The organism is Neisseria sicca (assembly GCF_014054945.1).
GTDB lineage: Bacteria > Pseudomonadota > Gammaproteobacteria > Burkholderiales > Neisseriaceae > Neisseria > Neisseria sicca.
Genome location: NZ_CP059566.1, coordinates 1808824 through 1833990, shown reverse-complemented (window position 1 = coordinate 1833990; position 25167 = coordinate 1808824). Strand labels below are relative to the sequence as shown.

The window sequence follows — 25167 nt, the reverse complement described above, 5'->3', positions numbered from 1 at the left end:
AAATATTCAGACGGCCTTTAAGAATGTCGGCAAACCCTTTCCCCTACCGCAAAAACAAGACAAGCTCACGACAAATCAGCCGGTTGCATTTTCAGCAGCCTCTGATGCCGTGATGTCTTTACCCGAAACCGCCCTGCCCTAAGGCCGCGTTTTCGGACAACCGCTGCAAAATTCCCCGTCTTCCCGACGGTAGTGTTGGCAGCAGGCGGCCAGTTGTGCCTGAAACCCCTGTGTTTCCCCGTCCCACACCAGCGCGCCGTTGCAGCGTACCGCCAAAGCATCCTGCCATTGCCGCGCCAGCATTTCCGTTTCACCGCGCGAGAGCAGGCGCAGGGCATGTGCGGCAGACAGAGCTTTGAGCACCGCATCGCCGAGGAAATATTCCGCCAGCTTCGCACCCAAAGGATAATGCGGACGAATCAGCGGCAGCGAGGCGTACAGATAGGCTTTCAAATCTGTGGCGGTTCGTGAAACGGCTTCCTGCCTGAGCCGCACCGTACAATCCTGCACCGCAATGCCGAAACGTGCGGTAAACAGCCCGTCGAAAGTGTGGGCAAAACCTGAAAAATCGGGCGATGCACCTTTGACCGATGCCGCCCACACACCCAGATAAACCGGCTGCCACATCCATAAAAGCCAAGTGCGGCAAGCCCAATAGACCGCCCCTGCTTCAGGATGTGCCACGGAGAGCCTGCCGAACGCCGATGCCATGATCTCCGCTTCGCGACTGTCCGCCTCTGTTTCAGACGGCCTCGCATCGCCGTCCAAAGCAGGCAGCGCAAGGACGCAGAAACGGATGATGTCTTGGATGGCGAGAGTGTTTGGGAGGCTCATGTCTGCATTTGAATTGAAATAAGAATTGTTATATTTTAACCATATCCAACCGGGCGGAAAAGTTGCCGTTTGACAGCGGACGGACAAAACCGGAACAAAGCGGCAAAGCCGCAGGCCGTACAGACAGTATGGAACCGGTTCACACGGTGTTTCAACACCTTAGCGTATCGTCCGCTTTGAACAGGACAAGCCGGTTCCGTACCGTTTTTTTGTTTATCCGCCGGCAAACATCCTCCGCCCCATTTTACCGAAAGGCCGTCTGAACCCGTGTTCCAACTACAAAACGCCTCATTTGCCGTGCCCGGGCGCACCCTGCTGCACGATATTTCCCTCTCTTTCGAACCGAACAAGGTTTACGGCCTCATCGGTCATAACGGCTCGGGCAAGTCCACGCTGTTGAAACTGCTCACCCGCCAGCATGAACCCGCAGGCGGCAGGATATTGCTGAACGACAAAGAAATACGCGCCTATTCCGCCCGCGCATACGCCAAAGAAGTCGCCTATCTTCCGCAGCACCTGCCCGCCGCCACCGCGCTGACCGCGCGCGAGCTGGTTATGATGGGGCGTTATGCCTGGAGCGGGCTTTTAGGACGCACGAACGATGCGGACAGACAGGCGGTGGAACAGGCGTTGCGGCTGACGCATACGGAAAAATTTGCCGATCAAATCGTCGATACGCTTTCGGGTGGCGAACGTTCGCGCGTCTGGCTGGCGATGTGCCTGGCGCAGCAAAGCCGCTTTTTGCTGCTGGACGAACCGCTTGCCGCTTTGGACATCGCCCACCAAATCGACGTGATGGCACTGGTGCGCAAGCTGTCTCGCGATTTGGGTTTGGGCGTCATCATCGTCATCCACGACATTAATCTGGCGGCGCAGTATTGCGATGAACTGGTCGCGCTCAAACAGGGACGGCTATTAAAAACGGGCAAACCCGCCGACATCATGACCGCAGAAGTGTTGAAAGACATTTACAGCGTCGATATGAACATCATCGCCCATCCTGAAAACGGCCGCCCCGTGGCATTGCCTTGACGCAGGCAAGCCGTCCCGCCGCATAAGCTCCGACCATAAAATCCGCCGCCCGAATCCAAACCGGATGACATTGCAGACCATTGTGGAATACCTGTATCCGATATGTTTCAGACGACCCTTTATTCAAAAACCGAAAGACCTTCCAAGCTGATGTCCCACCGCTTTTCAGACGACATTCCCCGCCTTGCCGCACGGCTGTTTTTTACCGCCGCCCTCCTGTTTTCCCTGCCTGCACCCGCCGCACCGCGCGTGGCGACTTCGGACTGGACGGTCGCCGAAACACTGACGGCGATGGGGCATCCGCCCGTCAGCGTCGCCGACCGCCGCGTGTACGATACCTGGGTGAACCATCCGCCGCTGCCTGCTGCCGTCAAGGAAGCGGGGCTGCGCTTCCAGCCGAATTTGGAGCGGCTGTATCAGATAAAGCCTGATTTTTTCGTGCAATCTTCCTGGTATGCCGCCGCCAAGTCCCAGTTTGAAAAAATCGCCCCGGTACGCGAAGTGGATTTCGGCACGGCAAAAGGCATCGAATATGCCCACACGGTCGAAGCCACGCGCAGGCTGGGTAAAATCATCGGCGACCCTGCCGCTGCCGAAAAGCTGATTGCCGGTACGGAAAACCTGTTTGCCCGCGCCAAACCCGCGCTTTCGGCATATCGCGGCCGCCCGTTTGCGGTGGTGCAGTTTGCCGACGGGCGGCATTTGCGGATTTACGGCAAGACTTCGCTGTTTCAGGCCGTGTTCGACAAATTGGAGCTGAACAATGCCTGGACGGGCAAAAGCAACGAATGGGGTTTCGAAAACATCACGCTTTTAGATTTAGCAAAGCTGCCGCCGGACACACTGCTGATCATCGTCAAACCGCATCCTCAAAATACACATGCAACGCTCGAAAAAAGCGCGCTTTGGCAACGCCTGCCGTTCAGCCGCCCTGCAAACCGCCGCATCTTCGAGCCGTCGTGGAGCTACGGCGCGCTGCCGTCCATGCAGCGTTTCACTTTGCAACTGATGCGTTCGATGTCGTCTGAAAACCCGTCCGCACAAAAGGAAGTCGCATGGTAAAGATTTTCAGACGACCCCTGCCTATCCTTGCCGCCGCGTTGGCAATATCGTGCGCGCTGACGGCGTTTTGGATATTGAAGCTGGAATGGACGCTGCCGTGGCTGCGGCTGTTTGACCGTCCCGACAGCCTGCCTTTGGACGCGCTGATGGTGCAGAACAACACCCTGCCCCGCATGGCGATGGCGCTGCTCGCGGGCGGCAGTACGGCGATAGCGACCATGCTGATGCAGCAGTTGATGCGCAATCCGCTCGCATCCGACAGTACGCTGGCAGTTAGCAGCGGCGCGCAGGCGGCTTTGGTGGCGGCGACCGTGTTCGCCCCTTCCTTCCTTGCCTACGGCACGTCCGCCGTGGCGTTTGCCGGCGCAGCGGCGGCTTTGGGCGCGGTATTGCGGTTGTCGGCACGGCGCGCCCTGCAACCGCTCAGCGTCGTGCTGGCGGGTTTGGTGGTCAGCCTGTATCTGGGTTCCCTCACCGGTATCGTGATGCTGTTTTTCAGCGAAGAGACGCGCGGCGTGATGCAGTGGGGCAGCGGCTCCCTGGTGCAGGACAGTTGGCGCGATACGTTGGGGCTTTTGTGGCGGATTGCCGTTGCCGCCATACTTACCGCCTTTTTAATCAAACCGTTAAACATCATGAGCCTGGGCGACACGCAGGCGGAATCGGCAGGCATACCGGTGAAGAAAATCCGCCTGCTGTCTTTGGCGGTTGCTGCATTTTTGAGTGCGGGCGTGGTCGGCTTTGTCGGCATGATGGGCTTTGTCGGATTGGCGGCGGCGACGCTGGTGCGGCAAATGGGCGTACGCACGCTGTCCATGCGCCTGATTTGTTCCTTCATCGTCGGCGCACTGCTTTTGATGCTGACGGACAACGGCCTGATGCTGCTGAAACACTACCGCGGCACCGATCTGCCCGCCGGCGCTGTAACTGCCCTCGTCGGCGCGCCGCTTTTGTTGTGGCTGACGGCGAAAGCACCTCCGCGTCCTTCGTTTCAGACGACCTCCGATATTTCAACCGCCGCGCCGCACGTCCCGCGCCTCTTGCGTTTTCTGCCGCTTATCGCCGTCGCCGTATCGGTATTGGCGTTTACGGTCGGACGCTATGACGAAACCCTGCGCCTGACCATAGACCCGGAATATTTCGTATTCCGCTACCCGCGCGTGCTGCTCGCCGCCGCCACCGGCACCATGCTCGCGTTGACCGGTGTCATACTGCAAAGGCTGACGCAAAACCCGATGGCGGGCCCCGAACTCTTGGGCATCAGCTCCGGAACGGCATTCGGCGCGATGGCGGTAGTAATGCTGTTCGGCATTACCTCGGGCAGCGGCTGGTTTTGGCTGACAGGTATCGTTTCCGCTCTCGTATCCTTGGGGCTGTTGATGCTGTTCAACCGCAAAAACGGATTTACCCCCGAAAAAATCCTGCTTACCGGCATGGCGCTGGCCGCACTCGCCGATGCCGCCATCCGCATTTGGACGGCAAGCGGCGATTTCCGCGTACAACTGCTTTTATTGTGGATGTCAGGTTCGACCTATCAGGCAACGCCCGAATCCGCCCTTACCGTCGGCCTCCTCGCCGTCGCCTCGCTCCTCCTCATCCTCCCGCTGCAACGCTGGCTCGGACTGCTCAGCCTGAACGCGACAATCGCCCGCTCCGTCGGCATCAACGTCCCCCTCGCACGGCTGGTGCTGATCGTCTCAAGCGCAGCGTTAACCGCCTTATCCACCCTGCTTATCGGCCCCTTGAGCTTCGTCGGACTGCTTGCGCCGCATCTGGCCCGTATGCTCGGCGCACGCCTGCCCAAACAGCAACTTGCCGCCGCCGCACTCATCGGCGCATCGGTTATGATGACGGCCGACTGGCTGGGCAGGCAGGTAATGTTCCCTTACGAAGTCCCCGCCGGAATGATGGCCACGCTCATAGGCGGCGCATATTTCATGATGATGATGCGCAAGCTTTAATGCGAACGGAGATACAAAAAGGTCGTCTGAAAACAGTTTCAGACGACCTTTTTGTTTAATTTATTCGATAATAAAAATCTAACAAAAATAAAATCTCAATTAATAATAACAATATTAAATTGAAGTCATAGTTCCAATAGGCAAAATCTTTCTGTATAGTCCTATTCATAGTTTAATTAAAAGGAAAAATAAATGTCGATACAAGAAATTTATGAATGCCAAGAAACAGGCTACGAATATGCTTTTCGGCAAATCGTTTTATAAACCACTGACCATTTCACAAAGGAAATTATTATGACTGTCTCTAAATGTCCCGTAACCTACCTGACCATGAACAACGGCGCCCCAGTTGCCGACAATCAAAACAGCCTGACCGCAGGCGCGCGCGGCCCGTTGCTGGCGCAGGATTTGTGGCTGAATGAAAAACTCGCCGACTTCGTACGCGAAGTCATCCCCGAACGCCGTATGCACGCCAAAGGTTCGGGCGCGTTCGGTACGTTTACCGTAACACACGACATCACAAAATACACCCGCGCCAAAATCTTCAGCGAAGTCGGCAAGCAAACCGAGATGTTCGCCCGTTTCACCACCGTGGCAGGCGAGCGTGGCGCAGCCGATGCGGAACGCGACATCCGCGGCTTTGCGTTGAAGTTCTATACCGAAGAAGGCAACTGGGACATGGTCGGCAACAACACGCCCGTGTTCTTCCTGCGCGACCCGCGCAAATTCCCCGACCTGAACAAGGCGGTCAAACGCGACCCGCGCACCAATATGCGCTCCGCTACGAACAACTGGGACTTCTGGACGCTGCTGCCCGAAGCCCTGCACCAAGTCACTATCGTCATGAGCGACCGCGGCATCCCCGCCAGCTACCGCCATATGCACGGCTTCGGTTCGCATACTTACAGCTTCTGGAACGAAGCGGGCGAACGTTTTTGGGTGAAATTTCATTTCCGCAGCCAGCAAGGCATTAAAAACCTGACCAACGAAGAAGCCGCAAAAATCATCGCCGACGACCGCGAAAGCCACCAGCGCGACCTGTACGAAGCCATCGAACGCGGCGAGTTTCCGAAATGGACGATGTACATCCAAGTCATGCCTGAAGCCGATGCGGAAAAAGTGCCGTATCATCCCTTCGACCTGACCAAAGTTTGGCCGAAAAAAGACTATCCGTTGATCGAAGTGGGCGAATTCGAGTTGAACCGCAATCCCGAAAACTTCTTCGCCGATGTGGAACAATCCGCCTTCGCACCGAGCAACCTTGTTCCCGGTATCGGCGCCAGCCCCGACAAAATGCTGCAGGCCCGTTTGTTTAATTACGCCGACGCGCAACGCTACCGCCTGGGGGTGAACTTCCGCCAAATCCCCGTCAACCGCCCGCGTTGCCCCGTCCACAGCAACCAGCGCGACGGACAAGGCCGTGCCGACGGCAACTACGGCAGCCTGCCGCACTACGAACCCAACAGCTTCGGCCAATGGCAGCAACAGCCCGACTTCGCCGAACCGCCTTTGAAAATCAGCGGCGACGCGGCGCACTGGGACTACCGCCAAGACGATGACGACTACTTCAGCCAACCGCGCGCCTTGTTTAACCTGATGAACGACGCGCAGAAACAGGCTTTGTTCGACAACACCGCCGCAGCCATGGGCGACGCCCCCGACTTCATCAAATACCGCCACATCCGCAACTGCCACCTTTGCGACCCTGCCTACGGCGAAGGCGTGGCGAAAGCCTTGGGGCTGACCGTTGAAGACGCACAAGCCGCCCGCGCGACCGACCCTGCATTGGGTCAGCCAGGGTTGCTGTAAATGGGAGGAGCCATGTGGATAGAGATTGAAGAATGGTTATCCCACGCAATCCGATACCGCAAACCGTAAGTCATTGATATCGGAGAGATACGCAAAACAAAAAGGTCGTCTGAAAATTTTCAGACGACCTTTTATTTCAAATCTTCAAAAGATTATTTTTTGTTCAGAGAGTCGCGGATTTCGCGCAACAGCAATACTTCTTCGCTAGGTTCTGCAGGTGCTTCTTCAACAGGCGCTTCGGCTTTTTTCATGGAGTTTAATGCTTTGATAACGGAGAAAATCGCAGCAGCGATGATCAGGAAGCTGATAACGGAGTTGATGAACAGACCGAGGTTCAGGGTGACGGCACCGGCTGCTTGGGCTGCCGCCAAGTTGGCATAGCCTTCTGCGGGCGCTTGCGCACCGTTTTTCAGGGTGATGAACAGGTTGGAGAAGTCAACGCCGCCGATCAACAGACCGATAGGGGGCATAATTACGTCGTCAACCAAAGATTTAACGAGGCCGCTAAACGCAGTACCGACGACCATACCGACTGCCAAGTCGATAACGTTGCCGCGCATAATAAACTGTTTGAATTCTGAAGCAATAGACATAAATGTCCTCCTGTATGTTTGTGGATAATAAAGTGAAATTTTTAAAAAAGTGCGTCCGAAGTGACGGACGGGCTTTTTCAAACCGGCAGGCATGGTATCGTTTTATTCGTTAAATAAAATTCAGAAAAGTTAAAATTTGTTTTATGACAAATTTCCCGAAATATGCCGCCTTTTATACGAAAAAAGAACCGCCTGAAATAGCCGGTGTACCTTTTTTACACCACTTATTCAGACGGTTTTTTGTGTAATAAGTTGTCTTTTCTACAAAATATTACAAATCATTACGCCTCTTCGTCGTTCAGGGCGTTGATGCTGTAACCGCCGTCAACGTAAGTGATTTCGCCGGTAATGCCTGAAGAGAGTTCGGAGAGCAGGAAGGCGGCGGTGTTGCCGACTTCATCGATGGTTACGTTGCGGCCGAGCGGATTGTGGGAAGCAACGTGTCCCAAGAGTTTGCTGAAATCGGCAATGCCGGAAGCAGCGAGGGTTTTGATCGGGCCGGCGGAAATGCCGTTGCAGCGGATGCCTTCTTTGCCCAAGCAGGCGGCGGTAAAGCGGATGCCTGCTTCGAGGCTGGCTTTTGCCATGCCCATGACGTTGTAGTTCGGAATCGCACGAACCGCGCCCAAGTAGCTCAGGGCGACGATGGCGGAGTTTCTGCCGCGCATCATCGGACGGGCGGCTTTTGCCAATGCGGGCAGGCTGTATGCGGAAATTTCGTGTGCGGTGTTAAACGCTTCGCGGCTGATGCTGTCGAGAAAGTCGCCGCTCAAGGCTTCTTTCGGTGCGAAGCCGATGGAGTGGACGAGGCCGTCCAAGCCGTCCCAATGTTTGCCCAAATCGGCGAAAACTTGGTTGATTTCGTCGTCGCTGGCGACATCGCAGCGGAACACGAGTTCGGAACCCAATTCGGCGGCCATTTTGCGGACGCGCTCTTCCAGTTTGTCAACAACGTAGGTAAACGCCAAATCCGCGCCTTGTTCGCGGCAGGCTTTGGCAATGCCGTAAGCGATGGAACGCTCGGAAATCATGCCGGTGATCAGGATTTTTTTACCTTGCAGAAAACCCATTTTTTGTCCTTTAAAGTGTGGTATTGCGGTTTGATGAAACTGGGCATTATAGCAAACTGGGGCGGTTTCGGTATAGAAAACAAGAGATAACCTGTCGTCCTGACGTTTTTTGCATTTTTTCAGACGACCTCTTTGTGCTGTTTGCGGCTTCTTTCAAATGCCCGTTTAGTACCTTATGTTCAAACTTGTTGGTCCGGTTCGTGGCGTTTCAGGCGCATGGCGAAAAACACCATCACCGCGCCCAACACCAGCGCGCTGCCCATCGCCAGATGGATGCCGTCGAGCATGGCTTGTTGTGGCGAAGCGGCGGAGGAAAGTTTCTCGCCGATATTGGTTGCGCCGACGAAAAATGCCGCGCCGATCGCGCCGGCAATCGGGTTGATGGTGGTCAGAATCGCCGCGCCGTGGGGGTTGAGTTTTTTCGGCAGCGCGTTCAAGCCGTGGGTTTCGCCCGTTACGCAGGCGGAGACGGACACCGCCATCAGCGTGAACATGGCGGTCAGCATCATGACTTGTGTGTCAATCCGCAAAAACAGCCACAATACAGCCAGCGACACCGTCAGCATCACCGTGGCGGGCAACACGACAAACCGTCCGCCCTTCTTGTCCAGCAGTTTGCCGAATAAAGGCGCGGCAACCGCTTGTGCGATGCTCGCGGGCATCAGAATCAGCCCCGTCGCCGTACCTGTCAGCATCAGCACCTGCTGCGTGTACATCGGCATCATCAGTTCCAAACCTAAAAACAGGAATACCGCGCCCGCCAGAATCACGACGCAGTGGCGGAACTGCTTATACTCAAACGCCCGAAGGTTCAGTAGCGGCGTCGCCAAACGGGACTGGCGGTATGCAAACCAGCCCACCAGCGCAACGGAGGCGGCAAACAGCAGGATAAATTCCGCCAGCGGCAGACTGGCGAAATTACTGCTCGCATACACCAGCCCGCCGAAGCCAACAATCGACAGTACGGCAGACAAAATATCAATCTTCGGACGGCTGATGGTGCTCAAATTAACCGTCAGATACTTGCCCACCAACGCCATCGCAGCCAGCATAAACGGCGCGGTAAAGCCGAACAGCACGCGCCAATGCGTGTGGTCGATGATGATGCCCGACAGCGTCGGCCCTATCGCGGGCGCGGCGGTGAACATCATGGTAATCACGCCCATCGCCGTTCCGCGTTTGTTCGGCGGGTAAATCGACAAAACGCCGTTAAACAGGAGCGGCACGAAAAACGCGGCAGACACCGCCTGCACCATCCGCCCCGCGACCAAAATCCCGAAAGTCGGTGCAAACGCGCAAATCAGCGAACCCGCCAGAAACGTCGCCTGCGTAAACAACACCATCTTGCGCGTTTCAAACCACTGAATCACGCCCGCCGTAATCGGTGTGAACGCACCCATCACCAACAAAAAGCCCGTCGTCAGCCATTGGACGGTGGTTTTGTCGACACCGAAATCCTTCATAATCGGCGTGAGCGCAACATTTAAAAGCGTGTCGTTGAGATAGCCGAAAAATGCGCCGATAAACAGCGTCGCCACAACGGTTTTGGCAGGAAAATCGGGATTGTCGGCGTGGTATTCGTGAGCCGTATCGTCTGCGTCAATATCGGAAGCGTGCATAACATCGTATTGAAATATTTGAGAAACGCGGATTTTAACATGGGATATGTAAAAAAATGTTTATTTGGTTTTCCGCAAAACTTTTATATTCCGATATAATGACGTCTTCAAAAAATCATATTTCAAATAATTACGTTACGGACAAACATTATGGAAAATACTCAACATGTTTCGCGATGGCGTTTCGCCGTGAAAAGCGCCTCGCTGCATCTGCTTGTCAGTCTGGTTTTGGCGGGCTTGGCGGCGCTGCTTGTTTTTGAAGTCTGGTATCCCTTTCCCTATGCCGAACTGACCGGCGGTTTGGATTTGTATAAGTTGGTCGTATCGGTGGATATCGTGTGCGGTCCGCTGTTGACCCTGATTCTTGCCAGCCCCAAGAAAAAAATGCGCGAGCGCGTGGTCGATTTTTCCTTAATCGGTGCGATTCAGCTTGCTGCTTTGATTTATGGGTTGTACAGCGTATCCCTTGCCCGTCCTGTTGCCGCAGCTTTTGAGCGCGACCGTATCAATATTGTGACTGCCGCCGAAATCGATAAGGCGGATTTGGCAAAAGCCAAAGATGGCTTCAAAACCCTGCCTTGGTTTGGTATAGAGCGCGTAGGCGTACGCGAGGCTGCCAATGTCGATGAAGGCAATGAAAGCCTGAGCTTGTCGCTGACGGGTATCGAACCGAGTATGCGTCCGAATTGGTGGCTGCCCGACGGCCCTGCCGAGCGCGAAAAAATCCGCCGCGTGATGAAGCCGTTGTCCGAATTGGCTGCCGCCCGCAATATGTCTGAAGCGGATATCGTCAAATCAGCCAAAGTATCTGCATCCGGCAAACCTTTGTTCTTCCTGCCCCTGACCAGCGGGCGCACGAAAGATTGGGTAGTCATCATGGATGAAAACGCAGATTTTGTGGGTTATGCGCCGATAGACGGTTTTATGACGAATAAAGCCGCGGAGACCAAAACCAAAGAGCAGGTTATTTAAGCGGTTTGGCAGGTCGTCTGAAAACGCAAATTCCAGTTTTCAGACGACCTTTTGCCATCTGCCTTCCAAGCTGCTAAACTATTTACATTATTTTTACTTGAGACATACGCACACATGAAAGACCCAGAGCAGAGCAGCATGACCGCCCGCCGTTTTTCGTGCGTATCGATATGAATCAGGCAGCTTGAGCGTTTCAGGCTGCCTTTTCGCGTTTGAACACAAAGGAATACAAAAATCATGGATTTCAGTTGGTTGGCAGAGCCGCATACTTGGATAGGCTTTGCCACGCTTCTGGTACTCGAAGTCGTCTTGGGGATAGACAACCTCGTTTTCGTCGCCATTTTGGCGAACAAAGTCAAACCCGCCCAACGCGACCGCGCACGCATTACCGGTTTAGGGCTTGCGGTCGTTATCCGCATCATCATGCTCGGCTTCATGGCGCACATCATGACTCTGACGCGCCCACTGTTCAATATCAGCGGGTTGGACGTTTCCGGCAAAGACATGATTATGCTCGCGGGCGGCATCTTCCTGCTCTACAAAGCCACCACCGAACTGCACGAACGCCTTGAAGGGCATAACCAGTTTACCGTTGCCGACAGTCAGAAGAAACACGCGCGATTTTGGAGTGTGGTTGCCCAAATCCTGATTCTTGACGCGGTATTTTCCATCGATTCCGTCATCACTGCCGTTGCGATGGTCGATCACATCGTCGTCGCCATGGGCGCGGTTGCCGTTGCCATGACCGTCATGATTTCCGCCAGCAAACCGCTGACCGAGTTTGTGGACAGGCATCCTACCGTCGTCATGCTCTGCTTGGGTTTCCTGCTAATGATCGGTTTCAGCCTCATTGCCGAAGCCTTCCATTTCCACATCCCGAAAGGCTACCTCTACGCCGCTATCGGCTTCTCCATCCTGATTGAAGCGTTCAACCAAATTTCGCAGCGTAACAGCCGCAAAAACGACTACATCAGCAGCTCGTGGCGCAAACGAACCGCCGAGAACGTCTTGGGCATGATGGGCATACGCGAAAGCGTGCTTGCCAAAGCGGGCGACGAAGCAGAGGACGACGGGCATTTTGAGGAAAACGAAAAATCTATGATACGCAGCGTCCTGACGCTTGCCGAACGCCCCATCCTCGGCGTGATGATTCCCCGCCGCGACATTGAGCGTTTGGACATCTCCCAAAGCCGCGAAGAGCAACACGCCCAACTGCAAAACACCCCGTACAGCCGCCTGCTCGTCGTCGGTAAAGCCGGCGTGGACGAACCGTTGGGCTACATCAACAAAAAAGACCTGCTCGCCCAACTGCTCGAAACCGGCGAACTCAATATCCAAGCCGTCCTGCGCCAGCCGCTCGTCCTGCCGGACAGTACGACCGCATTGGGTGCGATTGAACTGTTCCGCCAAAGCAGCGCGGATTATGCTTTGGTGGTCGATGAATTCGGCGCGGTTTTGGGCATGGTCACCATGAAAGACCTGCTGGAAACCATCGCCGGCGAATTCCCCGAAGAGTTTGAACGCCAAGAAGAACCCGCCGTTCAAGAAAATGCCGATGAAAGCCTGACCGTGGACGGTTCGCTCGAATACGTCGAACTCGCGCCGCAACTCAACCTCCCGCCGCAAGAAGAAGATGCCGACTTCCACACCGTCGCCGGACTGATTATGGAAGAGCTGCAAAGCATTCCCGATGTCGGCGACTTTGCCGACTTCCACGGCTGGCGTTTCCAAGTCGTTGAAAAAGACGGTCAACGCATCGAGCGGGTAAAAATCACCAGGCTGCCTGAAGAAGGCTAAATCGGGATAGGAAGTAAAAAGGTCGTCTGAAAACCTGAGATTTGGGTTTTCAGACGACCTTTTGATATTGAAGCCAGATTGATTTGATACTGTAACACCATGTTTCAAGAAAACATTAATCTTGTCCGTGCATTTTCAGTTCGCTCAAGCCGGGGAGGTCGGCGAAGCTGCGTTCGCGGACGATTTGGCAGAAATTGTCGAGATAGCTTTTGTCGGCGTCTTCGGTGCGCGTGGCGGCGTAGAGTTCGCTTTGCAGGCCGTTGGCGGTGATTTGGCGGTGGACGACGTAGCCTTTTTCGAGATAGGGCATCACGGTCCAGTAGGGCAGGGCGGCGATGCCGCGTTTGCTGGCGACGAGTTGGATGATAGCGATGGTCAGTTCGCTGCGGCGGCGCGGTGGGTTAATGCCTTTGGGTAACAATATTTTTTTGGGCAGGTCGAGCATTTCGTCGGGAACGGGATAAGTGATGAGGGTTTCGCCGATGAAGTCTTCTGCTTCCCAAACGGTTTTGGCGGCAAGCGGGTGGTCTTGGGCGCAGATGCCGACCATTTCGTAGGCAAACAGGGGGCGGAAGCTGATGCCGTTTTGCTTTTCGGCTTCGGATACGATGGCGAGATCGGCGCGGTGTTGCAGCAGGAGTCCGATGGGGTCTGCCTGAAAGCCGGAAACGATGTCCAATTCGACTTGTGGCCACATGGGGCGGAATTCGCCCATCGCGGGCATGAGCCAGTCGAAACAGGTGTGGCATTCGACAGCCAGCCGCAATTCGCCTGCTTCGCCTTCGATGATGCGGGCGAGGTCGCGCTCGGCGGCGGAAACTTGCGGGAGGAGTTCGCGTGCGAGCCGCAACAGGCGTTCGCCGGCGGGTGTAAAACGCAAGGGCGTGGATTTGCGCTCAAACAGGGGGGTGTCGTAATAGTTTTCAAGCGCGCGGATTTGGTGCGAAAGGGCGGATTGGGTCAGGAAGACGCGCTTGGCGGCAAGGGATACGCTGCCGGTTTCTTCGAGTGCCAGCAGGGTTTTAAGATGGCGCAGTTCGATGATGGAATCCATTGGTTTTCACGCTTTCAGACGACCTTTTGAAACGGGCAATATTAAAATATTTCATGCCGGGGTGTAAATGCGGGCGCGTGTTGAACGGCGTGGGGATTGGGGCGCGTCAGGGTTTGCGGTTAGAATGTGGGTCCGATTTTGTATGAATACGGTGAATTGACTTGGAGCGGGGATGGCGTTGTTTCGCTTTGTCCTGTGAAATTCAATCCGCTATGTGTTGAAAGGAATGATATGGCGAAACGCAACGATATTTTGGCGTGGTGCGACGAGGTGTTGCAGGTCGGAATGTTCAAAGACTATGCGCCCAACGGTTTGCAGGTCGAGGGCAGGGCGGAGGTCGGCAAAATAGCGACATCGGTAACGGCAAGCAAAGCGGCGGTCGATTTTGCTGCGGAGCAGGGCGCGGATATGCTTTTGGTGCACCACGGGATGTTTTGGAAAAGCGAACCGGTAACGATTACGGGCTGGAAAAAAGTGCGCATCGAAACATTATTGCAACACCAAATCAATATGGCAGGCTACCACCTGCCGCTGGATGCACACCCTGTGTTGGGCAACAACGCGCAGCTTGCCGATAAGTTGGGTTGGGAAATCGAAAGGCAGTTCGGCGAACAGAACCTGTTGAATATAGGTCGTCTGAAAACGCCGCAGACTTTGGCTGAATGGTTGCAACACATTGCTGCAGCGTTGGGGCGGCAGCCCGTAGCTGTCGGCGATATGTCTCGCGAAATCAAACGCATCGCATGGTGTACCGGCGGTGCGCAAGGATTTTTTCAGACGACCATAGACGAAGGCGTCGATGCTTATCTGACCGGAGAAATCTCGGAATCGCAGTTTCACCTTGCCAATGAAACAGGCGTTGCGTTTGTCAGTGCGGGACACCATGCGACGGAACGTTACGGCATCCGCGCCCTGGGCGAAGCCGTGGCACAGCATTTTGAGTTGGAAGTCTGTCATTTCGACGAAGATAATCCCGCTTAAGCCTTGATAATCGTCATGAAAATTTACCTTAATTTAAATAATGCTTTGAGTATCACGGTAAACTAGGTAGAATTACATCGTTTAATGGCTCGGTATTCCCAAAATTTTAGGACGACTGAATAATGGATAATCAAGAAATCAATAGCGGTCGCCGCCGCTTTCTGACGCTGGCTACGTGCGGCGCGGGCGGTGTGGCGGCTTTGGGCGTAGCTACGCCTTTCGTGGCAAGCTTTTTCCCGTCGGAAAAAGCCAAGGCCGCAGGTGCTGCCGTCGAAATCGATGTCAGTAAAATCGAATCCGGACAAATGTTGACTGCCGAATGGCAAGGTAAACCGATTTGGGTGGTTAACCGTACCGATCAGCAGCTCAAAGACCTGAAAAGTTTGAACGGCGCGGTTGCCGACCCTAATTCCGATGCGGATCAACAGCCCGAATATGCTAAAAACGAGACCCGTTCGATTAAGCCGAACATCCTTGTAGCCATCGGTATCTGTACCCACTTGGGCTGCTCGCCGACCTACCGTCCCGACGTTGCCCCTGCGGATTTGGGTGCAGACTGGAAAGGCGGTTTCTTCTGCCCTTGCCACGGTTCGAAATTCGACATGGCAGGCCGCGTATATAAAGGTGTTCCTGCACCGACCAACCTGGTTGTTCCGCCCTACAAATATCTGAGCGATACGACAGTCTTGGTAGGCGAAGACTAAAAATAAGGAACGATAATTATGGCAAACCAAACCAATAGCAAAGCAAAAGCATTGTTAGACTGGACGGACGCTCGTTTCCCTCTGTCTAAAATGTGGAACGAGCATTTGGCTCAATACTACGCGCCGAAGAACTTCAACTTCTGGTACTACTTCGGCTCTTTGGCGCTGCTCGTCCTCGTGATTCAAATCGTCAGCGGTATCTTCCTGACCATGAACTACAAACCGGACGGCAACCTGAATGCCTATCATCTGCCTGCTGCCTTTACCGCAGTAGAGTACATCATGCGCGACGTGTCCGGCGGCTGGATTATCCGCTACATGCATTCTACCGGCGCATCTTTCTTCTTCATCGTCGTATATCTGCACATGTTCCGCGGCCTGATTTACGGTTCGTACAAAAAACCGCGCGAATTGGTGTGGATTTTCGGTTCCCTGATTTTCTTGGCATTGATGGCCGAAGCCTTTATGGGCTACCTGCTGCCTTGGGGTCAAATGTCCTTCTGGGGCGCGCAGGTGATTATTAACCTGTTCTCCGCCATCCCTGTTATCGGTCCTGATTTATCCACTTGGATTCGCGGCGACTTCAACGTTTCCGACGTTACCCTGAACCGCTTCTTCGCACTGCACGTTATTGCCGTACCGCTGGTGTTGCTCGGTTTGGTCGTGGCACACATCATCGCCTTGCACGAAGTGGGTTCGAACAACCCTGACGGCGTGGAAATCAAGAAACTCAAAGATGAAAACGGCGTTCCGCTCGACGGCATTCCTTTCCATCCGTACTACACCGTCAAAGACATCTTGGGCGTTGTCGTATTCCTGATTGTTTTCTGCTCCGTATTGTTCTTCGCCCCTGAAGGCGGCGGCTACTTCCTCGAAGCCCCGAACTTTGACGCGGCAAACGCGCTGAAAACACCGCCGCACATTGCACCGGTATGGTATTTCACCCCGTTCTACGCTATTTTGCGTGCGATTCCTTCATTCCTCGGTACTCAGGTTTGGGGTGTAATCGGTATGGGTGCGGCAGTTGTCCTGATTGCCCTGTTGCCTTGGTTGGATAAAGGTGAAGTGAAATCCGTCCGCTATCGCGGCCCGATTTTCAAAATCGCATTGGTTCTGTTCATCATTGCCTTTATCGGTTTGGGTATTTTGGGTGCGATGGTAGCTACCGAGACCCGTACTTTGGTTGCGCGTATCCTGTCCTTCGTCTATTTTGCATTCTTCCTGGGTATGCCGTTCTATACCAAACTGGATACAAACAAACCGGTTCCGGAACGCGTAACCATGAGCACCACTAAACAAAAAATCATGTTCTTTGTTTATGTCGGTATTACCGCAGTGGGTGCTTACCTGTTTGCAACCAATATCTGATGAGGGCAGCGAAAATGAAACATACCCTGAAAAACTGGTTTGCTGCCTTGTTATTGGCAGTGCCTATGAGTGCCGCCGTCGCCAGCGGTGGCGGACACTATGAAAAAGTCGAGATTGACCTGCGCGACCAAGTCAGCTTGCAGCGCGGTGCTCAAATTTTCACCAACTACTGCTTATCCTGCCACTCGGCAAGCGGTATGCGCTTCAACCGTCTGAAAGACATCGGTTTGACTGATGAAGAAATCAAGAAAAACCTGATGTTTACGACAGACAACGTTGGTGATGTCATGTTGGCGGCGATGAATCCTAAAGATGCTGCCAAATGGTTTGGTGCGGCTCCTCCGGATCTGACGCTGATTGCCCGTTCTAAAGGCGCGGATTATCTGTATGCCTATATGCGCGGCTTCTATAAAGATCCGACCCGTCCGAACGGTTGGAACAATGTCGTATTCGACAAAGTCGGCATGCCTCATCCCTTGTGGGAGCAACAAGGCGTTCAAGCGGTTGAGCTGGATGCAAAAGGTCAGCCGGTCATGGTGAAAGACGAACATGGCGAATTGAAACCCAAGCTCTATTGGGAATCTACCGGCGCGCACAGCCGTCGTTTGCCAAACGGCAAAGTCGTCCAAACAGAGTACGATGCTTATGTACGCGATTTGGTGAACTATTTGGTTTACATGGGTGAACCGGCGCAACTCCAGCGCAAACGTACAGGCTATATCGTGTTGATGTTCTTGCTTGCAGTGATGCTGCCTCTGGCATACTTCCTGAAAAAAGAATATTGGAAAGACGTTCATTAAGTCTTGTAATAAAAAAGGCAAACCTAATCGGGTTTGCCTTTTTTATAGTGGATTAACTAAACCAGTACGGCGTTGCCTCGCCTTAGCTCAAAGAGAACGATTCTCTAAGGTGCTGAAGCACCAAGTGAATCGGTTCCGTACTATCTGTACTGTCTGCGGCTTCGTCGCCTTGTCCTGATTTAAATTTAATCCACTATATTACACATCTGGTTTCAGACGACCTTTTTTGAAATGGAAAGTGTTTTGTAGAGAGTGTGTTCTGTGCTCGTTTGATTGAAGATAAAGATGGTTTTATCGCTTTATTAGGTGGATGCTAATCCGGCATGGCGGTTTTGTTATTAAGGGAAATCGGGGAATAGGGGTATTTAAAACAACCTTCCCGAATCCTTATATTGTAGCTGCTAAGGGTATTTTTACAGAAAAGAGTGAAGGTTTCAGACGACCCCTTATTCTTGTGTGAATGGAGAGCCTCCGGATTTGTGTCTAACTATTCTCCAATCGGGAAGGTTAGGGTAGATTTGGGTATCTAGGAAGTCGAATTTATAAAAAATGCAATTCATCTGCACTATGAAGGAAAAGAGGAATTGCTGAAAATGAGTGTATTGGATGTATTTAGGCTGTGTCTGATTTATATGTAAAAGGTCGTCTGAAAAGTAGGAATGCTTTTCAGACGACCTTTTTTACTGCCGGTATTATTGTGCTTTAGTTTCGGTCACAAAGCCGATTTTGGTAATACCTGCTTCGCGGGCGGCTTCGAGGGCTTTGTTGACATATTCGTATTCAACGGCCTTGTCTGCCGAAATGGCAACGATGGTATTGGCGTTTTTCTGCTTTTCAGTTTTCAGTCGGGAAGTGACCGTATTAATATCCGCTTTGGTTGCAGAATCACCATCGATGTAATAGTTGCCATTAACATCTATGGTCAGGCGCAGGGGGTCTTTAGGCTGCTTTTCCTTCTGCTTCGCTGCATTTTCTGAAGCGGACGGCAGTTCCAAAGGAATCGAGTGGGTCAATACGGGCATGGTGATCATGAAAACGATCAACAGTACCAACATCACGTCGACCAAAGGCGTAACGTTGATGTCTGACATCGGTGCATCATCGCCGGAATTCATAGAGCCGAATGCCATAATTTAGTCCTTTTGATTCAACAGGCGGACGTGTAAATCGTGTGCGAAAGCGTCCATATCTTGAGAGAGGGTTTTCTTACCGCGGTTGAGGAAGTTATACGCCAAGACGGCAGGAATGGCGACAAACAAACCGATGGCGGTTGATACCAACGCCTCACCAATCGGACCGGCTACCGCGGCAATACTCATTTGACCGCTTTGACCGATATTGATTAAGGCATGGTAAATCCCCCAAACCGTACCGAACAAGCCGATAAACGGGGCAGTTGAACCGATGGATGCCAAAGCAGTCATGCCGTAATCGAACTGGCGCATGTTTTGTTCCATGCTGTTTCGGATTTGAATGACGAGGTATTCATTCAAAGGCAGCTCGGTAGTAAGTGTTTTCGCATTGCTTTGACGATAGCTTTGGTAGGCACGCAGGGATTCGTCCGCTACACGGCTCATTGGTGCATCAATATCTTTCACTTTTTGCACGGCTTCGGTAAGCGTAAAGGCATTAAGCATTTGCGTTTTAACGAGTGCGTTGGCGGTTTTAGCTTTTTTCAGTTTGATGGAGCGCAGGATAATCAGGCACCAAGTCACGATGCTCATCACTAACATCAACACGAATACACTGATCAGAACAAAATCGCCTGATTCGAATATTGTTTTTAAATCCATAATTTTTCCAAATTTTCCAAGTAAATTAAAACTTTTGTCAATAAAGGTGTTGCGCCCGATTACTCAAGAGTAAAAGAGACCGGGACTCGGAATTCAGTCCAGACAGAGGCATTGCAAGCACCATTTTTAACTGCTTTACGCGCAGCTTGGTCAAGAGCATTGGAGCCACTGCGTTTTAAAATTTTAACTTCAGCAACTTTTCCTCCTGGGCCAACCAAGACACTCAGCATAACTGTACCTGTATCTCCGTTTTCTGCCGCTATAGGCGGATATGGCGGTTTAGGAATATGGCAAGTGCCGCCTTTAACGGGATTGGCTCTACTACTACCCGGTCCTGTTCCAGGGCCATTTCCACCGCCGGAACCTCCTCCACTGCCACTACCTGAACCATGTTCGCCTTTGTTGCCACCACTGCCGGGGCCGCTGCCTTCACCTTGTCCGTTACCAGGGCCTTTGTTGCCTCCGCCGTTTCCTTTGCTGTCGCCATGAGGAGCTTTACCTTGTCCGTTGCCTTTACCGTTTTCCGCAGTATTCGGCCCGGTTTTACTGCTGCTGGTGTAGTCCGAGGCTTTAGGTGCAGGCTTGGATTCTGGTTTGGGTTGGGGTTTAGGCTCTGGACGTGGTTCGGGTTTAGGTTCAGGCTTAGGTTCCGGTTTGGGTTCTGGTTTTGGCTCTGGCTTTGGTTTTTCAACCGGCTTGGGCTTCTCTTTCGGCTGCTGGATATCAGCATCCGCTTTTTTTGTTATGACCGGCTTAAACTGTGGTTTGGGCTGTTCGACCGGTTTGGGTTTAGGCTGTGGCTTAGGTTTTTGCGGTTCGGGTGTTTTTTCGGGAGCGGCAGGCGCACCTTCGCCTTCGGGGGTGCCGTCTCCACCTCCGTCGCCACCACCTAAATCCGCCAAATCGACAAACTCAATATTTGCCATTTCCGGTATAAGCGGTTTATATGTTTCCCACAAAAGCGCAATCAAGCCCGCGTGAAGCAATGATACGGTAATGACGGCTACTGGGATTAAAATTCGGTCTTTATTCATAATCGACGCATGATAATAGCAACAATTTTTGTTTGCAACCTGTTTTTACATCTGTTTTTTGAGTTAATATTTATTCTGGAATAATCTAAAATATTAATATGTACAATGCAATATTTTGATATTGCTATTCATTATCACAATAAAACAAAAGAAAAAGAGGAAGCGACGCCTCAGTCAACTGCATTAGAAGTTGTTCATCCGGAAAAGTTCACAAATTTACAATAAAAGTGGTTTGGATAAAACGATGGAGATGGCGTGCCTTAGAGGAGAAAAAGCTGCAAAAATATTATAGTGGATTAAAATTGCAATGATACGGCGTTGCCAACGCCCTTATGTACTACCCGTACACGGCGGGCGTTGCCGCCTTGTCTCATTTTTATTTTAATCCACTATATTTTATTGATTGGCTTGTGTTCTTAGATTGATTCCCGCTATTGTAGGGCGGTAGTTGGTGTGGCTTGAATAGCGGGATAGACCCGTACACTTTCCCAAAAAGGTCGTCTGAAAATAGAAAATTTGATGCTTGTGAAATGTTGTGGTTACAAGAATGATCAGATGTTTCCTATTTTGGGATTGTGCGGGTTTTCAGTTAAGTCTCTTAAAACATATCGGCAGAGTAGGTAGCTTATGCCGATTTATCGTCTGTTTTTTCGACAACGATTTCGATTTTGGGTTCGTATAGCAAATCGTAGGTTGGTTTATTGAGCAGATCCTGCAAAGTAAACCCGTCCAAATGCGCAAAGAAAGCCTTAATCGCTCCGCCCAAAATGCCGGTAAGACGGCAAGACGGTGTAATCAGGCATTCGTTGTTTTCCCCCATGCATTCGACAACCTGCATGGGTTCAAGATGGCGAACGACCGCGCCGACATTGATTTTATCGGGTGTGTCGGCAAGACGCAGTCCGCCTCCTTTCCCTCTTATGCTGGTCAGAAATCCGCCTTTGACAAGCGCGGTAACGACTTTCATCAAATGACTTTTTGAAATGTTATAGGCTTCGGCAATGGTTCCGATATTGACTAACGAATCGTCGTTTATGGCCGCATAAATCAATACCCGCAGACCATAATCCGTATGTTGCGTCAGATACATGGTTTTCTCTGTTCAGAATATATTATTTTTTTAGGGCGGCGGCAGTGTTTCCAGTGGAGAATTGTCGCCGTTATGTGTTTGACTTTATATATGATTAAGTTTCATAATATCTGAAACATTTAAATTAATCCAGTGTAGTTTGATAATTTATTATCATTATAATCAAATATTATGAAGCCGTTAAAACGCCATCCAGCACTTATCGAACTTTCCCGCGAACACCATCACGCCCTTTCACTCTGCGTCCGCCTCCTGCGCGCGCCTGCTGAAAGCCATCAAACAGAGCTTGAAGCCCATTTCCTTGAATTGGAACCGCATTTTGTCGAAGAAGAAACCATGTTCGCCCCGCATTGGCAGAATATTCCCGTTGCAATGCGCGAACGTTTCGAAGCCGAACACGCCAAACTGCGCAGTATGATGGCAAATCCTGAATATCTTAACGAAGCATGGAATAAGGACTTTGCCGTTACCCTACGCGACCATGCCCGTTTTGAGGAGCGCGAACTGTTCCCCGCAGTCGAGCCGTTTCTGCCGGAACCCGAAGGAATCTGATAAAAAAGGTCGTCTGAAAAGTCCAAAAGCACGATTTTAGCGTTTTTAGACGACACTCCTGTCTATTCAAGCCTAAAACAAACCATTCAAAAAACAAACCAAGGAACTACCATGACCGCCTTTTTCAAACACCCTGTTTGGGCAATGGCATTCCGCCCGTTTTACTCGCTGGCGGCACTATACGGCGCACTCTCCATCCTGCTTTGGGGCTTCGGCTATACGGGTACGCCCGAGTTGTCCAATTTTTATTGGCACGCCCATGAGATGATCTGGGGCTATGCCGGACTCGTCGTCATTGCCTTCCTATTGACCGCCGTTGCCACTTGGACGGGACAGCCGCCCACGCGCGGAGGCGTTTTGGCAGGATTGACCGCATTTTGGTTGGCGGCAAGGATTGCCGTTTTCATTCCGGGCTGGGGTGCAACCGCCAGCGGCATACTCGGCACGCTGTTTTTTTGGTACGGCGCAGTTTGCATGGCATTGCCCGTCATCCGTTCCAAAAACAAACGCAACTACGTCGCTGTATTCGCTATCATCGTCCTAGGCTGTACACACGCCGCATTCCACTTCCAACTGCATGCCGGAAACGCATCTGCACTGCTCAGCGGGCTGCAGTCTGGTCTGATTATGGTCTCAGGCTTTATCGGCCTTATCGGTATGCGGATTATTTCCTTCTTTACCTCCAAACGCCTGAATGTTCCGCAAATCCCCAGCCCGATGTGGGTCGCTCACGCGTCCCTCTGGTTGCCCATGCTGACTGCCATGCTGATGGCGCACCATGCCCTGCCTTGGCTTTCATCTGCTTTTGCCTTTGCAGCGGGCGTGATCTTTACCGTACAGGTTTACCGCTGGTGGTATAAAGCCGTTCTGAAAGAACCGATGCTGTGGATTTTGTTCGCAGGCTATTTATTCACAGGATTGGGATTGATTGCCATCGGTGCTTCCTACTTCCACGGCTCTTTCCTTAATCTTGGCGTACATCTCATCGGCGTCGGTGGCATCGGCGTCCTGACATTGGGCATGATGGCGCGCACTGCGCTCGGACATACCGGCAACTCCATCTATCCGCCGCCCAAATCCGTACCCGTCGCCTTTTGGCTGATGATAGCCGCCACTGTCATCCGCATCATTGCAACCTTCGTCAGCGGCACCGGTTACACCCACAGCATCCGTACTTCCGCAGTCTTGTTTGCCCTGTCCTTGCTGCTTTACGCATGGAAATACATCCCTTGGCTCATCCGCCCGCGTTTGGACGGTAAACCGGGTTAATTAAACCAAGCATATCAAACGAAAGGTCGTCTGAAACCTGTTTTAAGGTTTCAGACGACCTTTTTATAGTGGATTAACTTTAAATCAGTACGGCGTGGTTTTACCGAAGTCCGTATCGTTTCAGTCCGTGTTATTGCTCGATACCGTTTTCACGCAATAGCTGGTGAATTTGCTGTTGGGCTTTATCTTCTTTCAGCAGCTGGGTGAGTTGATCGCGAATCAGATCAAACGGCGGTGCTTGAGGGTCTTTTTGTACTTCGCTGATTTTAAACAGGAAGAACTTGTTTTCAATTTCAACAGGATTGTGAGTTACCTCTCCCCGATTCATTGGCCCCAAGATATCTGCAAGCGGTTGGCGCAGCTGCCTTGCCATGACGAAATCTTCAAATGCGGGTTGCTGATTCGGATATCGTTTTGTCAATTCTTCAAATGACAAGCCTTTCAAGAGCAATTCTTGTGCTGCTCGTGCTTCTTCGGGCGTATCGAAGCTAACCTGCTGAATCTTGATCATACGGGTTTGCTGATCGTAAAACTTCAATAATTCAGCATTGCTGATTTCGGCAGTGCGCTTCAGATAGTCGGCATATTGCGCCGCGTAAAATTCCGCTTCCATAGTGAGGAATTGGTTGCGGACCTCGGGGTCTTTATCCAATCCGGCTTTGAGTGCGGCATTTTTGAGAATTTCAATGCTTTGCAAGTGTTTGACGACTTCTTGGCGGATTGCTTTGCCGTCAGGCTGCTGCTTGGATTCAGGACGCTGTTCGGCTTGCTTGAGAATGCGGGCGACTTCGCTGTCTATGCGTGCCGGATCAATATCAGGCGCTTTGGCAACAGCGAATCCGGCAACAGCCGTCGCCATGATGACTGCGGCGGCAGTTTGGTATTTCATGATAAAAACTCCGTGAACAGTTATTTAATTGTGGCTTTTTGCAACAGAGATTGGAGTGCTTCATCGACGCGGGAGGCTTGCAGGTCTTGGGCTATACTGCTTTTAGATTCGTCATAAGACGGAAGCTTTACATCCCGACGGTCGTTGACATAGAAGACGGCATATACGTCGCTGTCTTGCAGAGGCGTTGTAGTGTGCGCGCCTTTTTTCAAATCTTTAACTGCGGCATAGAGCGGGGGAACAGCCTCCTGCAAATCTTTTAAGGGAACATAACCTTGCTGGATGCCGCCCGCTTGTTTGGCGCGTTCATCTATTGAATATTGCTTCAGGACGGAGGCAAAGCTTTTCTTGGCATTTAAATCAGAAATGGCTTTTTGGGCATCCGCTTGGGTGCGGGTAATAATTTCGCCCAGTTGTACTTCTTGAGTGCCTTTGTAGAAGTTGCTGAAATTATCGTAAGCGGTTTTGACGTCTTTTTCTTGGACAGGATTTTGACGGAGGACGTGAATCGCATAAGCTTGTCCAAGTAAATCGCTTTCAAATGCCGCCCATTCGGTTTTGAAATGAGCTTTTTTATCGGCACCTTGTTTTTTGGCGTCCGTACGGGCATGTTCCAAAGCTTGTTTGAATTCGGCGCTTTGGTCGAGTTTCAGGCGTTTGGCTTCTTGTGATACGACGGTATTGATGACTTGGCGCTCGGTCAGTTCTCTGCGCAGCTCGGGAGAATCGGGAATTTTGTTGTTTGCTGCACGCAGCGCGGCAACTTGGGCATCAATGACGCTGCTGTCGATGGTTTGTCCATTAACTGTAACTAAGGTTTGGGCAGAAAGGCTGCCGGAAACCAGAGCAGTCATCAGCATAGAGATGAGATATTTTTTCTTCAT

At 52.1% G+C, this 25167-nt stretch carries 24 protein-coding genes; 12 read left to right on the top strand and 12 right to left on the bottom strand.

From position 1 onward, the window contains the following. Positions 1-138: 138 nt before the first annotated feature. Positions 139-834, bottom strand: a complete 696-nt coding sequence (locus H3L95_RS08825) for a siderophore ferric iron reductase (protein WP_003761360.1) — start codon at positions 832-834, stop codon at positions 139-141. A 267-nt stretch (positions 835-1101) separates the two neighbouring features. On the opposite strand from H3L95_RS08825, the gene H3L95_RS08820 reads away from it, so the two are divergent. The 4 genes from H3L95_RS08820 to katA all read left to right on the top strand — a co-directional run bounded on the left by H3L95_RS08820 (position 1102) and on the right by katA (position 6698). After that, positions 1102-1866, top strand: a complete 765-nt coding sequence (locus H3L95_RS08820) for an ABC transporter ATP-binding protein (RefSeq protein WP_003761364.1) — start codon at positions 1102-1104, stop codon at positions 1864-1866. Between the two features lie 150 nt (positions 1867-2016). Continuing rightward, positions 2017-2928 carry an iron-siderophore ABC transporter substrate-binding protein gene (locus tag H3L95_RS08815; protein WP_241429753.1) on the top strand — a complete coding sequence of 304 codons (912 nt, stop codon included), beginning with the start codon at positions 2017-2019 and terminating at the stop codon, positions 2926-2928. Continuing rightward, a complete protein-coding gene (fhuB, locus tag H3L95_RS08810) occupies positions 2922-4889 on the top strand; it encodes a Fe(3+)-hydroxamate ABC transporter permease FhuB (RefSeq protein WP_003761367.1) in 1968 nt (655 codons plus the stop codon). The genes H3L95_RS08815 and fhuB overlap by 7 nt, the downstream gene beginning before the upstream one ends. A gap of 294 nt (positions 4890-5183) precedes the next feature. Continuing rightward, positions 5184-6698 carry a catalase KatA gene (katA, locus tag H3L95_RS08805; RefSeq protein ID WP_040669056.1) on the top strand — a complete coding sequence of 505 codons (1515 nt, stop codon included), beginning with the start codon at positions 5184-5186 and terminating at the stop codon, positions 6696-6698. A gap of 152 nt (positions 6699-6850) precedes the next feature. Here the strand turns inward: katA and mscL are convergent, their stop codons facing one another. The 3 genes from mscL to H3L95_RS08790 form a co-directional block, all read right to left on the bottom strand. Further along, positions 6851-7291, bottom strand: coding sequence for a large conductance mechanosensitive channel protein MscL (gene mscL, locus H3L95_RS08800; protein WP_003761371.1), 441 nt, complete (start codon positions 7289-7291; stop codon positions 6851-6853). A gap of 281 nt (positions 7292-7572) precedes the next feature. Next, positions 7573-8361 (bottom strand): enoyl-ACP reductase FabI, encoded by a 789-nt coding sequence (gene fabI, locus H3L95_RS08795; protein WP_003761373.1) that lies wholly within the window; start codon positions 8359-8361, stop codon positions 7573-7575. Between the two features lie 179 nt (positions 8362-8540). Beyond that, on the bottom strand, positions 8541-9980 hold the full coding sequence (locus H3L95_RS08790; RefSeq protein WP_003761375.1) for an MFS transporter: 1440 nt from the start codon (positions 9978-9980) through the stop codon (positions 8541-8543). Between the two features lie 150 nt (positions 9981-10130). Here H3L95_RS08790 and H3L95_RS08785 point away from each other — a divergent pair, with 150 nt between their 5' ends. After that, positions 10131-10952 (top strand): hypothetical protein, encoded by an 822-nt coding sequence (locus H3L95_RS08785; RefSeq protein WP_003766801.1) that lies wholly within the window; start codon positions 10131-10133, stop codon positions 10950-10952. Here the strand turns inward: H3L95_RS08785 and H3L95_RS08780 are convergent. Beyond that, positions 10949-11191 (bottom strand): hypothetical protein, encoded by a 243-nt coding sequence (locus H3L95_RS08780; RefSeq protein ID WP_003761384.1) that lies wholly within the window; start codon positions 11189-11191, stop codon positions 10949-10951. The genes H3L95_RS08785 and H3L95_RS08780 overlap by 4 nt on opposite strands. Between H3L95_RS08780 and H3L95_RS08775 the strand changes: the two genes are divergently transcribed. Further along, positions 11190-12749 carry a TerC family protein gene (locus tag H3L95_RS08775; protein ID WP_003761382.1) on the top strand — a complete coding sequence of 520 codons (1560 nt, stop codon included), beginning with the start codon at positions 11190-11192 and terminating at the stop codon, positions 12747-12749. The two genes, H3L95_RS08780 and H3L95_RS08775, sit on opposite strands and share 2 nt — an antisense overlap. A gap of 115 nt (positions 12750-12864) precedes the next feature. Here the strand turns inward: H3L95_RS08775 and H3L95_RS08770 are convergent, their stop codons facing one another. After that, a complete protein-coding gene (locus H3L95_RS08770; protein WP_003761385.1) occupies positions 12865-13803 on the bottom strand; it encodes a LysR family transcriptional regulator in 939 nt (312 codons plus the stop codon). A gap of 231 nt (positions 13804-14034) precedes the next feature. Between H3L95_RS08770 and H3L95_RS08765 the strand changes: the two genes are divergently transcribed. The 4 genes from H3L95_RS08765 (at position 14035) to H3L95_RS08750 (ending at position 17656) form a co-directional block, all read left to right on the top strand. Then, complete coding sequence (locus H3L95_RS08765; RefSeq protein ID WP_003761388.1) at positions 14035-14784, top strand: Nif3-like dinuclear metal center hexameric protein; 750 nt, start codon at positions 14035-14037, stop codon at positions 14782-14784. 122 nt (positions 14785-14906) lie between these two features. Then, on the top strand, positions 14907-15488 hold the full coding sequence (gene petA, locus H3L95_RS08760; RefSeq protein WP_003761390.1) for a ubiquinol-cytochrome c reductase iron-sulfur subunit: 582 nt from the start codon (positions 14907-14909) through the stop codon (positions 15486-15488). Positions 15489-15506: 18 nt separating this feature from the next. Continuing rightward, the gene (locus H3L95_RS08755) at positions 15507-16856 is read left to right on the top strand and encodes a cytochrome b (RefSeq protein ID WP_003761392.1); all 1350 of its coding nucleotides are present in this window, start codon (positions 15507-15509) and stop codon (positions 16854-16856) included. Between the two features lie 14 nt (positions 16857-16870). Next, positions 16871-17656, top strand: a complete 786-nt coding sequence (locus tag H3L95_RS08750; RefSeq protein WP_003765585.1) for a cytochrome c1 — start codon at positions 16871-16873, stop codon at positions 17654-17656. Positions 17657-18348: 692 nt separating this feature from the next. Here H3L95_RS08750 and H3L95_RS08740 read toward each other — a convergent pair. The 4 genes from H3L95_RS08740 to H3L95_RS08725 all read right to left on the bottom strand — a co-directional run bounded on the left by H3L95_RS08740 (position 18349) and on the right by H3L95_RS08725 (position 21573). Then, positions 18349-18786, bottom strand: coding sequence for an ExbD/TolR family protein (locus tag H3L95_RS08740; protein WP_003759376.1), 438 nt, complete (start codon positions 18784-18786; stop codon positions 18349-18351). Positions 18787-18789: 3 nt separating this feature from the next. Next, entirely contained in the window at positions 18790-19449 is a 660-nt protein-coding gene (locus H3L95_RS08735; RefSeq protein WP_003759374.1) for a MotA/TolQ/ExbB proton channel family protein, read from the bottom strand. 59 nt (positions 19450-19508) lie between these two features. After that, positions 19509-20483 (bottom strand): energy transducer TonB, encoded by a 975-nt coding sequence (locus H3L95_RS08730; RefSeq protein WP_003759372.1) that lies wholly within the window; start codon positions 20481-20483, stop codon positions 19509-19511. Between the two features lie 625 nt (positions 20484-21108). Further along, positions 21109-21573, bottom strand: coding sequence for an Rrf2 family transcriptional regulator (locus H3L95_RS08725; RefSeq protein ID WP_003759367.1), 465 nt, complete (start codon positions 21571-21573; stop codon positions 21109-21111). Between the two features lie 171 nt (positions 21574-21744). On the opposite strand from H3L95_RS08725, the gene H3L95_RS08720 reads away from it, so the two are divergent. Together H3L95_RS08720 and H3L95_RS08715 are read left to right on the top strand one after the other, a co-directional pair. Then, the gene (locus tag H3L95_RS08720) at positions 21745-22125 is read left to right on the top strand and encodes a hemerythrin domain-containing protein (RefSeq protein ID WP_003759365.1); all 381 of its coding nucleotides are present in this window, start codon (positions 21745-21747) and stop codon (positions 22123-22125) included. Positions 22126-22236: 111 nt separating this feature from the next. Further along, positions 22237-23394, top strand: a complete 1158-nt coding sequence (locus H3L95_RS08715; RefSeq protein ID WP_003759363.1) for an NnrS family protein — start codon at positions 22237-22239, stop codon at positions 23392-23394. Positions 23395-23524: 130 nt separating this feature from the next. On the opposite strand, the gene H3L95_RS08710 is transcribed toward H3L95_RS08715, so the two are convergent. Together H3L95_RS08710 and H3L95_RS08705 are read right to left on the bottom strand one after the other, a co-directional pair. Further along, positions 23525-24283 (bottom strand): peptidylprolyl isomerase, encoded by a 759-nt coding sequence (locus H3L95_RS08710; RefSeq protein WP_003759360.1) that lies wholly within the window; start codon positions 24281-24283, stop codon positions 23525-23527. 20 nt (positions 24284-24303) lie between these two features. After that, positions 24304-25167 (bottom strand): peptidylprolyl isomerase, encoded by an 864-nt coding sequence (locus tag H3L95_RS08705; protein ID WP_003759359.1) that lies wholly within the window; start codon positions 25165-25167, stop codon positions 24304-24306.